Below are 16,306 nucleotides of genomic sequence, written 5' to 3'. Positions count from 1 at the left end.
ATATATCATAAAATTATATATAGTTTCTAACTATATATTGAGCGACTAATCATAATTGTCTAGCTCTAAAATTTAATTAACAGCACTTCGATTACTTTATTGAAATATAGATAATAATTATTATGTTTCTATTAGGCCGAGTTTTTTTTCTAGATAATGGATATTAGTTCCGCCTAACTGAAAGTTAACATCCGACATAATATCCATCTGAAGTTTAATGTTAGTCTTTATTCCATCAATAATTAACTCGGTTAATGCGTTTTTCATGCGGGAAATGGCTACATTACGATTTTCTCCAAACGTTATGAGTTTACCAATCATTGAATCATAATATAATGGCACGCTATACCCAGCATATACATGTGATTCCCAGCGTACACCAAACCCACCAGGAGCATGAAAACGAGTAATTTTCCCCGGACTAGGCACAAAAGTATGAGCATCTTCAGCATTAATACGACATTCTATCGAATGTCCACGAATAACAACTTCTTCTTTAACTGACAATGGATGTCCAGCGGCAATACGTAATTGTTCTTTAATTAAATCAATACCTGTAATCATCTCAGTAACAGTATGCTCAACCTGAATACGTGTATTCATCTCAATAAAATAAAATTCACCATCTTCATATAAAAACTCAAAAGTCCCTGCACCACGATATCCGATATCAATGCATGCTTTAGAGCAGCAATCTCCTATATATCGACGCATTTTATCAGTAATACCTGGAGCTGGCGCTTCTTCTACTACCTTCTGGTGTCGGCGTTGCATGGAACAGTCCCGCTCAGCAAGATAAATAGCATTACCATGATTATCAGCTAAAACCTGAATCTCAATGTGACGTGGATTTTCTAGATACTTCTCCATATAAACTATGTTATTATTAAAAGCTGCCTGTGCTTCTGTTTGAGTCATATGTATTAATTGCTCTAAATCTTGATCACTTCTCACAACATGCATACCTCGACCACCTCCACCTCCAGAAGCTTTAATCATCACCGGATAACCAATACGATTTGCAAATTCTCTATTTTTTCCCATATCTTTTGTTAAAGGCCCATCAGAACCAGGAACTGTAGGAATGCCTGCTTTTTTCATGATAGCAATTGCTGATACCTTATCACCCATAAGACGAATAGTATCAGATCTGGGCCCAATAAAGATAAATCCTGAACGCTCCATTTGCTCAGCAAAGTCAGCATTTTCAGAAAGAAAGCCATATCCAGGATGAACCCCAACAGCACCAGTGATTTCTGCAGCTGAAATCAGAGCTGGAATATTTAAGTAACTTTTTACTGACGGAGGGGGGCCAATACAGACAGTTTCATCAGCAAGTAGAACATGTTTTAGGTCTCGATCTACTGTAGAGTGGACCGCTACAGTCTTAATACCAAGCTCTTTACAAGCACGTAAAATACGTAGTGCAATTTCACCACGGTTAGCAATAATAATTTTATCCAGCATAGTTGCCCTCGTTATTCAATGACGAGCAGTGGTTCATCAAATTCAACAGGTTGACCATTTTCAACTAAGATCGCTTTTACAATACCGGATTGCTCCGCTTCAATGTGATTCATCATTTTCATTGCTTCTACAATACATAAAGTATCACCAGAATGCACTTTCTGACCAACTTCTACAAATGCTGATGCGTTAGCGCTAGGAGTAAGATAAACAGTACCAACCATAGGAGATCGAACTATATAACTTCCTGCTTCAGATAAATAAGATCTTTTTTGAATTGGTGTAATCATTGATGGAGCTTCAGTGCTCGTAACGGATTGCCGGATCGTTTGCGCTGTATTAGTGTTATGTAAAACAGAATGACCGGTTTGATTTATCGTGCGAATAATACGCACTGACTCTTCTCCTTCAGAGACCTCCAATTCAGCAATGCCGGATACTTCAACTAATGTAATTAATTTTTTAAGTTTACGAATATCCATAAATGTTATTCCGTACTTAGTACAATTAGAAGGTGGCAGCGTTTTAATACGCTTGATTAAGTTAGGAGTGTCTGTTAATAATCAATATACAGATCTCATTATTAGAGACGAGTGAATATATATTGGATATCAAATATAGGCTGGCAAGCCTCAATGTTCACAGAAACACATGAATATTCACTACTAAATTGTTAAATATCATGTACATCTTTTAAATGTAGTATTTCGCTTATAAACTTAATGATGTATCATCTATTATTATATCTACAAGCTTGTTATCTAAATAAAAATATATAGAAACACTATATCTAGATTAAACCGGGGTTTCTTGGAGATATTTTAGAAAGCTCAGTGATGCGGTAACTTTAGATATATCACAAAACCTCATGATAAGATCAACTTTTTTATATCTTATCATACATATTTCGGAGATTAATGTTAGACATTTCCATAATTATATAAAACTTATTGATAATTTCTTCTCTATTATCTAAGATTATTCAAGTATTATACAAAATACATGGCTACAACTATTTTGTCACCCTTTCAGATAAGATTTCAGTTATGGCATTAAAGAAGATAACTTTTTTATACATTACCACTTAATTTTCTAAAAATCCCTAAATCATTAGCATACACTATAGATATCTCTATTTCAAAAACTGGTAAAGCCAGATTTAAAATGTTCTGCGGAGAAAAACACAGGAAGTATTATAAAAACTCATCAATAGTAATACATCTAATATAAAATTCTAATGTAAGATTGAGTTAGTATAATACCATATGAAGGGTATGGTAATCTACCAAACTTTATTACAAACTATAGTATTACTTAGTATTACTTAGTATTACTTAGTATTACTTAGTATTACTTGCATGCCACAATCTCTACGAAAGAAAGTAAATTCAATACATAAAAATAGATGAAATATGCCAAAATACTAACAAAGATAGAAAATAAAATATACTAATTCTTCCCTTTTAAAAACCTCTTGAAATACCACTATATATAAAAGACTATATTGCTTATCATATTATCAGAGATATAATCTTTAACAGAATAAAATTGATACGATATATTTTAGTTTATAGTAGATAATAAAATTTTATTACAATTGAATATTTCAAGAACCATTTTTTCTGAATACATTTATTAAAAAAATAGAAGATATACATTGTTAGATTTAAGGATGAGTTAACGTAGTGTATAGTTTTTGTTATTTTTATATAAAAGTATTTTAAGGTTTTATAACACCAAGAAATTTTCTTGTTACTGTCGAATCTACTTTATAAATACAGTTAGGAGTATTCGAAGAATAAAGCAATAATTTACTAAAAACAATAAAATAATAAGTGATCGCATGCAAGTGTAAGAGATAATATACTAAATTATTTAGAACACTAATAATAACAAGTAATAGATAAAGAGGTTGTGTGGCATTATAATAATATATAGGATTATTGAAAATAATCTATCAAATAATACCATTGAAAATAATCTATCAAATAATATCGTTGAGGCAAAAGTACATATCATAGTAAAATATTTAGCGATATTCCACTGAACATTTGAAGTTTTATAGAAAAAGCATTTTAGAAAAAGTTTAATGTATTTAACTAGGCAATGACTTTATAAATCAATTTTTTCATATACTTAAAATTTTTCTCGTTAAGAAGTGCAAAGATGATATATAAAGCTGCTATATTTTACTAGATTGACTAATACATTTAACTAATTTTTCTATAATCAGGTAATTGATTTTTAGGAGATGTAATGACATTGCCGACGATAAAAAAAATAATAGCTTATATATGCTCGTTTGCACTAGGTGGTAGCGCGCAGGCTACTGTGTTACTTAATAGTTCTTACGATGTATCACGTGAATTATTTTTAGCTTTGAATTCTGAATTTGAAAAACAATGGGCACAAACACATCCCAATGATGTGTTAACTATCAAACAATCTCACGCAGGCTCCTCTAAGCAAGCATTATCTATTTTGCAAGGATTAAAGGCAGATGTGGTGACCTATAATCAAGTTACTGATATTCAGATTTTGCACGACAAGGGTCATCTAATCCCCTCTGATTGGCAAAATCGCTTACCTAACAGTAGTTCACCATTTTATTCTACAATGGCATTTTTAGTACGAAATGGTAATCCAAAACATATTCAAGATTGGAGCGATCTCATACGTACAGATGTAAAATTGATTTTTTCTAATCCAAAAACCTCAGGTAACGGACGCTATACTTGGTTAGCTGCATGGGGTATTGCCCAGCGTATCAATAGTAAAAATATATTAAAAACTGAGCAGTTTATGAAAAAATTACTAAACAATGTAGAAGTATTGGATATAGGAGGTCGAGGAGCTACTACAACTTTCGTCGGCAATAAGATAGGCGACGTATTAATCAGTTTTGAATCCGAAGTCAATACTATTCGCAATCGATACCCGCAACAAGGTTATCAAGTAATTGTTCCAAAGAATAATATTTTGGCAAGATTTCCAGTAACATGGATTGATAAAAACCTTAGTCAAAATCATACAGAGAAAGCAGCAAAAGACTATCTTCGTTACCTTTTTACACCATCTGCCCAAAAAATTATTACTAATTTTTACTATCGTGTAAATAACGTGCAGTTAATGAAAAAAAATCAAGATCGCTTTCCATATACAAAGTTTTTGACGGTAGAAAAAGATTTTGGTGGCTGGAATCGCATTAATCGGATGCATTTTGCTAGTGGTGGTGAACTAGATAAGCTTTTAGCAATGAGGCATGAGTAATCATGTTTGATACACAAAGTAAAAACGTTCTACCAGGATTTGCTCTTAGCTTAGGCAGTAGTTTATTTTTTACTTGTATTATTTTACTACTCCCTGTAAGCGCCTTGTTGATGCAGTTATCACAAATGACCTTATCGCAATATTGGGAGATCATTACCAATCCACAAGTAATTACTGCATATAAAGTTACTTTACTTTCTGCTGGAGTTGCATCTCTTTTTAATACATTCTTTGGAATGCTAATGGCATGGATATTAACGCGCTATAATTTTACTGGACGTCTGCTCTTAGATAGTCTTATAGATCTACCATTTGCTCTCCCTACAGCCGTTGCAGGTCTTACCTTAACAAAGTTATTTTCTATTAATGGTTGGTATGGGCACTGGCTATCTTACTTTGATATTAAAATTTCTTACACTTGGTTAGGCATTGCGATTGCCATGGCTTTTACTAGCGCCCCTTTTGTGATACGAACAGTACAACCAATACTAGAAGAGCTAGGACCGGAATATGAAGAAGCCGCAGAAACACTTGGAGCTTCTAAATTTCAGACTTTCATTCGGGTTATCCTACCAGAGGTCTGGCCTTCATTGCTAGCAGGCACAGTTCTATCATTCACTCGCAGCTTAGGTGAATTTGGTGCGGTAATTTTTATAGCTGGAAATATTGCATGGAAAACTGAGGTGACTTCCTTAATGATTTTTGTTCGTTTACAAGAATATGATTATCCAGCGGCTACTGCAATTGCTTCAGTAATTTTAATAACTTCACTATTTTTATTATTTGTAATAAATACATTACAAAACCGCTTTGGCCAAAGAATCGGAGGACAATAATGCCTAAAGCGCGCAAAACTCATAGCATTAACTATGCATACATAAACCGATGGAGGCAGAGGGCATTAATTAGTACAGGGGTAATTCTTTCTCTATTGTTATTAGTAATGCCGTTAATAGCTATTTTCAGCATTGCTTTTTCTGAAGGGCCGTGGTCATTTCTCAGAAATTTACGTGATGATAACATGCTTCATGCCATTAAACTAACTTTATTAATCACCTTAATTGTAGTACCGATTAATTTAATATTTGGTACCTTACTAGCCTGGCTAGTAACTCGTTTTACTTTTCCTGGTAGGCAACTTCTTTTAACTTTATTTGATATTCCATTTGCCGTATCACCTGTAGTAGCAGGGTTAATGTATCTACTATTTTGGGGTATAAATACTCCAATTGGAGGCTGGCTCAATACGCATAATATTCAACTGATGTTTTCATGGCAAGGTATGGCTTTGGTAACAATTTTTATTACTTGTCCATTTGTTGTGCGTGAATTAGTACCAGTAATGCTAAGTCAAGGCAGACAGGAAGATGAAGCCGCAGTGCTTTTAGGGGCTTGCGGATGGAAAATGTTTTTTCGTGTGACTCTACCAAATATCCGCTGGGCGATTCTATATAGTGTGGTACTTACCAATGCAAGAGCAATTGGTGAATTCGGTGCAGTTTCAGTAGTATCCGGAGCTATACGTGGTGAAACTTATACCCTGCCGTTACAAGTTGAGGTTTTACATCAAGATTGCAATGATGTAGGCGCATTCACTGCTGCTACCTTATTAACTATGATGGCCATATTAATGCTATTGCTAAAAAGCGCGCTACAGTGGAAATTAGAGAATCGAACTCAGCAGCGTAGGTAGAAAAAGGAGCATTATGAGTATTGAGATTGTTAATATCAATAAATTTTTTGGGCATGTACAGGTTTTAAGCAATATCTTTCTTAATATCTCTTCCGGGGAACTTGTTGCATTATTGGGTCCATCTGGCTCTGGAAAGACCACATTGCTTAGAATCATTGCTGGACTAGAAACTCAAAACAGCGGTCATATCAGTTTTCATGGCTATGATGTAAGTCAGGTACATGCGCGAGATCGCCGAGTAGGCTTCGTATTTCAACATTATGCGCTATTTCGACATATGACAGTCTTCAATAACGTTGCTTTTGGCTTACAGGTCTTACCAAAATATAAGCGCCCTCCTATAACTGCAATTGATCAAAAAGTTAAATCTCTTTTGGATATGGTGCAATTAGGACACTTGGCAAAACGTTTTCCATCTCAGTTATCCGGTGGACAAAAACAGCGTGTTGCTTTAGCGCGTGCGTTAGCAGTTGAGCCAAAAATTTTATTATTAGATGAACCTTTTGGTGCTCTTGATGCTCAAGTACGAAAAGAATTACGTATATGGGTTAAACAACTACATAAAGAGTTAAAATTCACTAGTGTTTTTGTTACACATGATCAAGATGAAGCCATGGAGGTTGCAGGACGGGTAGTTGTTATGAACCATGGTAATATCGAGCAAGTTGGCACGCCAGATGAAGTATGGCGCTTGCCAAAAACCAGATTTGTTTTAGAATTTCTTGGAGAAGTAAACTGTATAAACGGCTGGATTAATAATGCTCACCTACAAGTAGGCAATTATAACTGGGCTCTTACTAATACAACCTCATATCAAGGGGCTATTGAACTATTTCTGCGTCCATGGGAGATAGATATCAATTTTAAAAGTAGTCCAAAAACACCTTTTCCTACAACAATATTAGAAGTTAGTCCTCGCGGACATTATTGGCAACTAATCCTAAAACCTACCGGATGGAACACTGGTTCTCTTAGTGTAGTACTAGTGAGTAAAAATATCATACCGAAACTCGGTCAATGTTTGTTTATAGGTTTACAAAATGCACGTCTTTATCACGGTAACACAGCACTAAATCCATTATCAGATACTTAACTCTTTACGTTATGAATTTTGTTGACTGAACCACCTTATTAAAAATTAATTATAAAATGATTTTTCTTTCATATCACTGATAATAAAATCTTATAAAACTATAAGTTTTGGTTATTTATCACATATGCAACCTAACTGATTAAATAAAATTTTTAAATAACTAATTTAATTAGTAAGGTTAAATATTTGATATAAAATTAAATATTTAACCTTAAAAGTTAAAAATACAATGACAACATTACTCTTTAATACACTATCAGTCTGGTTATAATCATATTGGTTATGATACTAATATCATTAGAGCAATGTTCAAAATTTATATTTAAGATACCCTCTAGCATTTGGTCTATGTTCTAATTCTCTATTATATTTTTTTAACAAAAGAGATATCATATATATATCGCTTTTTAAAAATTTTTATTGGCAATAAAAATTGCAGAATAATTGCTATAATTATATATAAAATATTATAGGAGTTAATAAAATTAATAAATTAACATATTCAAATAAAATTACTGTAATCCTAATGAAATACTATGCATTTAAAAATCTTTATCTGTTGCTACTAGAGATAAACTCTATTAATTGGTTTATGTAGTAAATATAGCAATTTACCGTATCGCTAGCTATACTATGCAAAATGTTAAGTTACTTCTCGCATCACAACTTCTATAATAGTAATTAAATCTTAAGAAATTATAAACATTCTTTATTGAAAAAAATTAACTCTACGCAATGAGTTTATGTAAAATTACTATATATATGAAATCTTATTTAAATTATTACATATACCTATTTTCGGATATCTTAAAATAAGACATAAATACACTAAACATTCTATAACAATCTATAATGAATAAAACTGATGATAATATCAAGGAATTAATAATCAAACCTATAAAACTAGATTTATAATCTATAATTAGTACGCTTATTAAATCACCTACAGCATGTAGAAATTTTTTCTCAACTGTTAATGTATATTATATAGTAATATTTAATACCATTAAATCACAGCATTAAAATAAGAGGTATAATCATGCGTACGGCATATTGCGGACAACTTAATCAAACCTACATAGATAAAAAAATCACACTATGTGGATGGGTGCACCGCTATCGTAATTTAGGAAGCATTATTTTTATTGATATGCGCGACCGTGAAGGTATTGTACAGGTTTTTTTTAGCCAGGATTATTATCAAACATTTCGTCTTGCTAGTGAATTACGTAATGAATTTTGTATTCAGGTTATTGGTACAGTTTGTATTCGTACTGAAAAAAATAAAAATAAATCCATGCCAACTGGTAATATTGAAGTATGCGCAACAAATCTATCTATCATTAATCGCTCTGAATCAGTTCCTCTAGATTTTAGCAAAAATAATAGCGAAGAAGCACGTTTAAAGTATCGCTATCTAGATTTAAGACGTCCAGAAATGGCTAGTCGACTAAAAGTTCGCTCCACCATTACCAGCATAGTAAGACAATTTATGGAAAATGCAGGTTTTATCGATATAGAGACACCAATGTTAACTAAAATTACACCAGAAGGTGCTCGAAACTATCTAGTCCCTAGTCGCTGTCATATTGGTAAATTCTATTCACTGCCACAATCACCACAATTATTTAAACAATTGTTGATGATCTCAGGATTTGATCGTTATTATCAGATCGTAAAATGTTTTCGTGATGAAGATTTGCGCGCTGATCGTCAGCCAGAGTTTACGCAAATTGATGTCGAAACCTCATTTATGAATGCTAAAGAAGTAATGACAATCATGGAAAGTTTAGTGCATACTTTATGGTTAAAAATAAAATCTGTATCATTACATAGTTTTCCAGTGATGACCTTTGCCGAATCAAAGCGGCGCTATGGTTCAGATAAACCAGACTTACGAAACCCGATGGAGTTAATAGATGTAGCTGATTTGATACAAAAAATTGATTTTTTAGGTTTTTCTAAACCATTCAATCACACTACAGATCGCATAACTGTATTATGTGTCCCGGGTGGAGCTAGACTCACACGAAAACAAATTGAGTCTTATGTACAATTTTCCAAGAGCTGCGGTTTAAACAGAATCTCTTGGATTAAAATCTATCATCGAAACAATGCTCTTTCTGGAATTAGCGGCCCTCTGGTCAAGCATCTAGATTCAGAAATAATAAGCAGGCTCTTAGATCGTACTAAAGCAGTTGATGGGGATATGATTTTTTTTGCTGCAGGCCTTAAAGATCTAGTCACTAATGCACTAGGCGCTTTACGCACAAAACTAGGTCATGAGCTAAATATTAACAACAACTCTTCTTGGGAGCCTTTATGGATAGTAGACTTCCCAATGTTTGAAGTGGATGCGAAGGGTAATCTAACGTCAATGCATCATCCTTTTACCGCCCCTAAGACAATGTCAGCGGAAAAACTAAGAGAAGCGCCAGAAAATGCAATCGCTAATGCATATGATATGGTAATTAATGGTTATGAAGTGTGTGGTGGATCTGTACGTATAAATGAATGGGTAATGCAAAAAACAATATTTGACCTCTTAGGTATTTCCGAAGATGAGCAAAATCAAAAATTTGGTTTTTTTCTCGAAGCCCTAAAATTCGGCGCCCCTCCGCATGCTGGTTTAGCTTTTGGTCTGGATCGCCTGGTAATGCTGTTAACCAACTCAGATAACATACGTGATGTTATTGCTTTTCCTAAAACTACTTCTGCTATTTGTCCGATGACAAATGCTCCTTATACTGCTCATCCATTTTTATTAATGGAATTGGGTATCAAAACTTAAAAAAATACTATAAGATTAGTATTGGTACAATAGAAATAGAAATAAAAAATATTTAATAAAGAGTTTTACATCACTACTAAATTTCCGAAAAATAGTGCGTTTTTAAAAAAACTGCCTAATTAAAATAACACCATATTTAACACGGATTAAAATCATTACATAAAATAATCTAATAAAAAAATATAAAGTACAATATATAAAATGATATTATTTTTAATAAAACAGTCTAATATTAATACTGATAATATATCTTTATTTATTAAAAATAAAAAAACAAAATTATGAAATAATTACTTATTAAGACGAACTTTTTACTAAATATTTTTACTGTATAACATAAACAAATATATAAACAGAATTCATACCCAGGTTAAAATTTTAACTAATATTAAAAATATAAAAATAATCAAGAATTCCACTAATGATATTTCTATATTAGAAAAAACTAAAGCATATTAAATTAATGTTATTGAACCGACAAAATAATGTATTTATATATAGAGCTTTATTTTAATAACTCATTAACATCTAAGAATCTTCAAGTCTTATTCTGGCTACTTCTTGCGCCAGTAAGTGCTTTCTATATTATCTTCTAAAATAATATTCATATATTTATCAAGGTAATTGCGTATAAAATCAGCTTTCCTCCAGTTTTTATTTTTTCGAGCATTAGTGCGAACCTGGATAAGATTTTCGATTGTTGACAGCTGACCATCCTTACAATATAAGTTATTTTTTTTTAAAAACTGATCTGGATCTTGCTCTAGCAAACCAAGAATACCACCAAGAAAACGTAAACGCATTGCTAAGCTATTTGCTAATCTCTTATCAGTTATTTTTTTACGATTAATTTCTCGTGCTAAATCAAAGAGAACAGCGCAAGCTACTGGAGTATTAAAATCATCATTCATTGCTTGACAAAAACGCTTTTCAAATTCTTCACCTGAGCATCTGTCTGTATTGCGCTCTGTATTCTGCAAAGCTATATAAAGACGCTCAAGTGCAAAACGTGCTTGCATTAAGCTATCTGTACTGTAATGTATTGGACTACGATAGTGGCTTGATATTAAAAAATAACGCAAAGTCTCTCCATCATGATATTTTAATATTTCACGTACAGTTAAGAAATTATTGAAAGATTTTGACATCTTTTCACGATCAATCATCACCATACCAGAATGCATCCAATAGTTTACGTATGGCGTGTCATAAGCGCAAGTAGACTGAGCGATTTCATTTTCATGATGTGGAAACATCAAGTCTGATCCACCACCATGAATATCAAAGTGATGACCTAATTGTTTATGATTCATTGCAGAACATTCAATATGCCAACCTGGACGACCATGTCCCCACGGAGAGTCCCAAGATGGTTCATCTTTTTTTGATTTTTTCCATAAAACAAAATCTAGAGGGTTTTGTTTTATGTTGCTAACAGGAGTAACTCTTGAACCAATATTTAAGTTAATCAAATTTTGCCGTGAAAGCAATCCATACCTCGGACTTTTCTCAATGGAGAACATTATATCGCCATTATGAGCAATATATGCATGTTTTTGTGTTATAAGTTTTTCTATTAGTAAAATCATCTCTGAAATATAGTCAGTAGCACGTGGTTCATAATTTGGCAGTAAAATATTTAGCGCTGATAAATCCCGATGCATCTCATGAATCATAGACTGAGTCAGACATGTAATCGATTTTCCTTCATAATTAGCACGTTTAATGATTTTATCATCAATATCAGTAATATTACGTACGTAAGTTAGGTCATAACCAAGATATCGCAGATAACGTGCAATCACATCAAAAGCCGAAAATGTCCTTCCGTGGCCAATATGACAGAGATCATAAACAGTCATGCCACAAACATACATACCAATCATACTACCATTAATAGGTTTCATCTCCTCTTTAGTTTGACTTAAGGTATTAAAGATTTTTAGCATATTAATGTTCCATGATAAAGCAGGGTAGCATATAAATAGATATGTGATACAATATACAATTAAGACATTATCAATAAGTATACAAGTACATATCTGTAAATAATACTTTATTTATTGTTAATAAATATTTTTATTAAAGAGATCGAATAATTATTCAATACAAAGCCTGCACTATTTCATCAAATTCTTCACTTTCCTAAAAATATATACACTCTAAATAAAGTTAGACTGACAGAGCATAATTATTAAGTTAATAAATAAACTTATCAGAATTTTGTAAAATTCTGAGTTATAGCAATTAATTCTTTCATTGATCATCACATTATACGTAGAGATCTTTAAAGATCTAGGTTAACCACATAGTTCACTATCCATATATTTTTATATCTAATCATGTTTATGATATATTTAATATTAAAATAATAGATCGCATGATATAATTTTATATGATATACAATCATCATTGTTAGGTAATTTTATGTCAACATAAAACTTAGTGCTATTATTACTAATTTTACTTCATAGTACTTTCTACTTTTTAGATTCTACGAGAAGATAGATACTGATACGTTATATACTGTTAACTACTTACTAATCATGCCAAATACGCTTTTTATTTCTGACTTGCATTTATCTAATCGATCGCCAAATATTACTTCTGGTTTTTTAAAATTCTTAAATAATGAAGCTCGATATGTAGATGCGCTATATATTTTAGGTGATTTATTTGATTACTGGATTGGCGACGACGATCCAAATCCACTGTATGAATATTTGGCTTTCTTTCTTCGCCGATTATCTATTCCATGTCACTTTCTTCATGGAAACCGTGATTTTTTATTAGGTAAACATTTTGCATGCAGAGCAGGGATAAATTTGATACCTAATGAATGTGTTCTCGAAATATATGGTCAAAGATTACTAATTATGCATGGTGATACATTATGTGTTAATGATATATTTTATCAATTATATCGAAAAATAGTACAATGTCGATGGATGAAAAATTTATTTCTTACTATACCAATATATACACGACAACATATTGCATCCATCATTAGGGTTTATAGTAAAAAAATCAACAATAAAAAAAAAATAGAAACCATGGACGTGCATCCTCAATTAGTCACTGATATAATGCGTGCATATCGGGTGTCAATACTTATACATGGTCATACTCATCGCCCAGCAGTACATCAATTAGAAATCCATGGATATCCAGCTCAGCGTTTAGTATTAGGGGATTGGCATCAATATGGGTCTATGGTTAGAGTAAGTCATAATGACATTCAACTTGTTACTTTTTCTTTATAAGCGTAAGGACTCTCATGCAGTAAGTCACACCTTAACTATAGAGACATGCCCTTTAACTATTATTACTTATACAACTCCTCTATGTGTTCTTGCATTAAGTGTTCTTGCATTAAACAACCTCATTATGATGTTTGTCAGTAATAGTAATATTTTAAAATCATGGGAATGATCATATATGCCATATACATCTAATATTAACTGTATTGCAATTGTTATGGGCTCTAAAAGTGACTGGCCCACTATGAAACACTCTGCAGATATCCTAAATCAATTCGAAGTTTCATTTCATTGCGAAGTAATATCAGCTCATCGAACACCAGAAAAACTATTTAACTTTGCAGAAAAAGCTAAAGATGATGGTTATCAAATTATTATTGCCGGTGCAGGCGGGGCAGCACATCTACCAGGGATGTTAGCAGCTAAAACATTAATACCAGTATTTGGTGTGCCAATATATAATTCTATGTTAGGTGGAATAGATAGCTTGTATTCTATTCTTCAGATGCCATCTGGTGTACCAGTTGGAACGTTAGCTATTGGAACCGCTGGAGCTACTAATGCAGCTATTTTAGCTGTGCAAGTTCTTGCTTTAAACGATACACGATTAGCTGTGAGGATAGCAAGATGGAGACAACGTCAGACAAATGAAGTGCTCAAACATCCAGACCCGAGGAAGTAAAGATGAAACTAGTTTATGTCTTGGGAGATGGTCAATTAGGTCATATGTTACGTCAAGCTGGTGAGCCACTTGGAGTGACTGTTCATCTCATTGCATTAAATAGCGATCTTCGAATATTCTCAGTTAATAATAGTGTGATTACTACGGAAATAGAATGCTGGCCAAACACAGTGTTAACTCAAAAGTTATCTAAAAGCATCTCCTTTGTAAATCGCGATATCTTTCCAGTATTAACTGATCGTCTGAGGCAAAAAAAATTACTAAACGATCTTAATTTAGCAACTGCACCATGGCAACCACTGTCTTGCAAAACACAATGGCCTCAAATATTTTCTACTCTTGATCGGCATGTTATTGTGAAATGTCGTAATGGTGGTTATAATGGACATGGTCAATGGAATTTATGTCCTGATAACATCGAAATAGTACCAAAAAATATGTATGGTCAGTGTATCGTAGAAAAAAGAATTAACTTTTCTAATGAATTATCTCTTATTGGTGCTAGAGGTCGCAATGGAGATACAGCTTTTTATCCCCTTACTTATAACTTCCATCAGAATGGTGTTTTACGTGCAAGCGTAGTGCTACTAAATCATAATACACAACAAAATATAGCTGAACATATGTTATCTATGATCATGCATGAATTAGATTATATTGGCGTCATGACTATGGAATGTTTTATGTCATCAGAAGGTCTTCTCATTAATGAATTATCAGCACGTGTTCATAATAGTGGACACTGGACACAGGATGCTGCTTCCATTAGTCAATTTGAATTACATTTAAGAGCTATTCTTAATCTTCCTTTACCTACACCGATAACATATATGCCCGCTGTTATGCTGAATCTTATTGGTATTAATTCTCGCATGTCATGGCTTTCTGAACCACGACTTCATTTGCATTGGTATAACAAAACTGTTTGCCATGGCCGTAAAGTTGGTCACATTAATCTAGTAGATCTTAGCCCAGTTATACTTAGCCAAATACTAAATTCCCTTCTACCAACCTTCCCGGTAGAATATACTGACTATATTATCTGGGCACAAAATACACTATCTCAAAAACAGATCTACATCTAAACACGATATATAATTAGAGAACATTGATATGTTAATCTTGCAATAATTTTATTATTAGTGTTTGTTCTTTTTGAGCATCTATCTTAGAATTTCATATACAATTTTAATAAATATTTGCAGAATTATTGCTTTCTATTCCTGCGAATATTCGGAATACATTCTATAATTTATAATTTAACTTTTATATGCAGCTTAACTTTAAATTGTATTGAATAAGAAAAATCAATTTTTACTAAAAAGTATAAAATTCATACTTTACATATTCTATTTCAGATTATGCTATCTAACATATAGATAAGTACATCATAAGATTCAAAATGAAAAACATTAATACTAAAAATTGATATAGCTTGATTCTTGTGCATGTTTTCTGTCTACTAATCAATTGTCTAATTGCCTTCGAGCTAATCTCAATCATGAATTCTTACTAATTTATGTAAGTTTTAATAATAGATAAAATCTTCTAGTATTTAAATTAGATATTTTAGTCTTCCGTGACATTTTGATATCATATAAGATGTCTGCACTTACATGTAATATGCATAAATCTATAAATTATGAAGATCTATAATCGCTTTAAAATAGATCTAAAAATATATTAAAAGCTAACAATATAAAATTTAGATATTTAATCTAGAATATCTAAGAACTTAAATTATGTTAAAAATTATTAGTAAATATTAATAGGCATAATTTTTTTATATTAGAAAAACATTTCTAGTAAATGCAATTAAAGAATAATACCTATTATAGCGTTAAATCATTTTGCAAGATTACTAGACTCATACTATATCAATACTGATATTATTATGCTACACCATACTATCTCAAATATGGCTGATAATATATATCTTACCTCTAAATTATTACGGATAAATATAAAAATATTAATATCAATTTCATATAAAATCTAAGCAAAATAGTTAATATTTTCCTAATATAGGATACTAAAAGTTTATCATCAA

General features: G+C 32.1%; 11 protein-coding genes. 8 read left to right on the top strand and 3 right to left on the bottom strand.

The features are described 5' to 3' along the window. Positions 1-120: 120 nt before the first annotated feature. Positions 121-1,467 (bottom strand): acetyl-CoA carboxylase biotin carboxylase subunit, encoded by a 1,347-nt coding sequence (gene accC, locus ERCISPPA3004_RS01690; protein WP_157990397.1) that lies wholly within the window; start codon positions 1,465-1,467, stop codon positions 121-123. Positions 1,468-1,478: 11 nt separating this feature from the next. Continuing rightward, positions 1,479-1,949, bottom strand: a complete 471-nt coding sequence (accB, locus tag ERCISPPA3004_RS01685) for an acetyl-CoA carboxylase biotin carboxyl carrier protein (protein WP_157990396.1) — start codon at positions 1,947-1,949, stop codon at positions 1,479-1,481. A 1,774-nt stretch (positions 1,950-3,723) separates the two neighbouring features. Here accB and cysP point away from each other — a divergent pair. The 5 genes from cysP to aspS all read left to right on the top strand — a co-directional run bounded on the left by cysP (position 3,724) and on the right by aspS (position 10,314). Beyond that, positions 3,724-4,737 (top strand): thiosulfate ABC transporter substrate-binding protein CysP, encoded by a 1,014-nt coding sequence (gene cysP, locus ERCISPPA3004_RS01680; protein WP_157990395.1) that lies wholly within the window; start codon positions 3,724-3,726, stop codon positions 4,735-4,737. Between the two features lie 2 nt (positions 4,738-4,739). Next, positions 4,740-5,573, top strand: a complete 834-nt coding sequence (cysT, locus tag ERCISPPA3004_RS01675) for a sulfate/thiosulfate ABC transporter permease CysT (RefSeq protein WP_157990394.1) — start codon at positions 4,740-4,742, stop codon at positions 5,571-5,573. Beyond that, positions 5,573-6,430 (top strand): sulfate/thiosulfate ABC transporter permease CysW, encoded by an 858-nt coding sequence (cysW, locus tag ERCISPPA3004_RS01670; RefSeq protein ID WP_157990393.1) that lies wholly within the window; start codon positions 5,573-5,575, stop codon positions 6,428-6,430. Before cysT ends, cysW begins: the two co-directional genes overlap by 1 nt. Positions 6,431-6,443: 13 nt before the next feature. Then, positions 6,444-7,523: a sulfate/thiosulfate ABC transporter ATP-binding protein CysA gene (gene cysA, locus ERCISPPA3004_RS01665; protein ID WP_157990392.1), complete on the top strand. Its 1,080-nt coding sequence runs from the start codon at positions 6,444-6,446 to the stop codon at positions 7,521-7,523. A 1,039-nt stretch (positions 7,524-8,562) separates the two neighbouring features. Next, a complete protein-coding gene (aspS, locus tag ERCISPPA3004_RS01660) occupies positions 8,563-10,314 on the top strand; it encodes an aspartate--tRNA ligase (RefSeq protein WP_157990391.1) in 1,752 nt (583 codons plus the stop codon). A gap of 554 nt (positions 10,315-10,868) precedes the next feature. On the opposite strand, the gene cysS is transcribed toward aspS, so the two are convergent. Beyond that, positions 10,869-12,263, bottom strand: coding sequence for a cysteine--tRNA ligase (cysS, locus tag ERCISPPA3004_RS01655; RefSeq protein WP_157990390.1), 1,395 nt, complete (start codon positions 12,261-12,263; stop codon positions 10,869-10,871). A gap of 597 nt (positions 12,264-12,860) precedes the next feature. On the opposite strand from cysS, the gene ERCISPPA3004_RS01650 reads away from it, so the two are divergent. The 3 genes from ERCISPPA3004_RS01650 (at position 12,861) to purK (ending at position 15,341) form a co-directional block, all read left to right on the top strand. Further along, entirely contained in the window at positions 12,861-13,577 is a 717-nt protein-coding gene (locus ERCISPPA3004_RS01650) for a UDP-2,3-diacylglucosamine diphosphatase (protein ID WP_157990389.1), read from the top strand. Between the two features lie 175 nt (positions 13,578-13,752). Continuing rightward, positions 13,753-14,256: a 5-(carboxyamino)imidazole ribonucleotide mutase gene (gene purE, locus ERCISPPA3004_RS01645; protein WP_157990388.1), complete on the top strand. Its 504-nt coding sequence runs from the start codon at positions 13,753-13,755 to the stop codon at positions 14,254-14,256. 2 nt (positions 14,257-14,258) lie between these two features. Next, positions 14,259-15,341: a 5-(carboxyamino)imidazole ribonucleotide synthase gene (gene purK, locus ERCISPPA3004_RS01640; RefSeq protein WP_157990387.1), complete on the top strand. Its 1,083-nt coding sequence runs from the start codon at positions 14,259-14,261 to the stop codon at positions 15,339-15,341. Positions 15,342-16,306: the final 965 nt, after the last annotated feature.

The organism is Candidatus Erwinia haradaeae, assembly GCF_900698995.1.
Taxonomy (GTDB): domain Bacteria; phylum Pseudomonadota; class Gammaproteobacteria; order Enterobacterales; family Enterobacteriaceae; genus Erwinia_E; species Erwinia_E haradaeae_C.
Note: the sequence above shows the minus strand (reverse complement) of the source record. Positions and strands in the feature narration are given on the sequence as shown.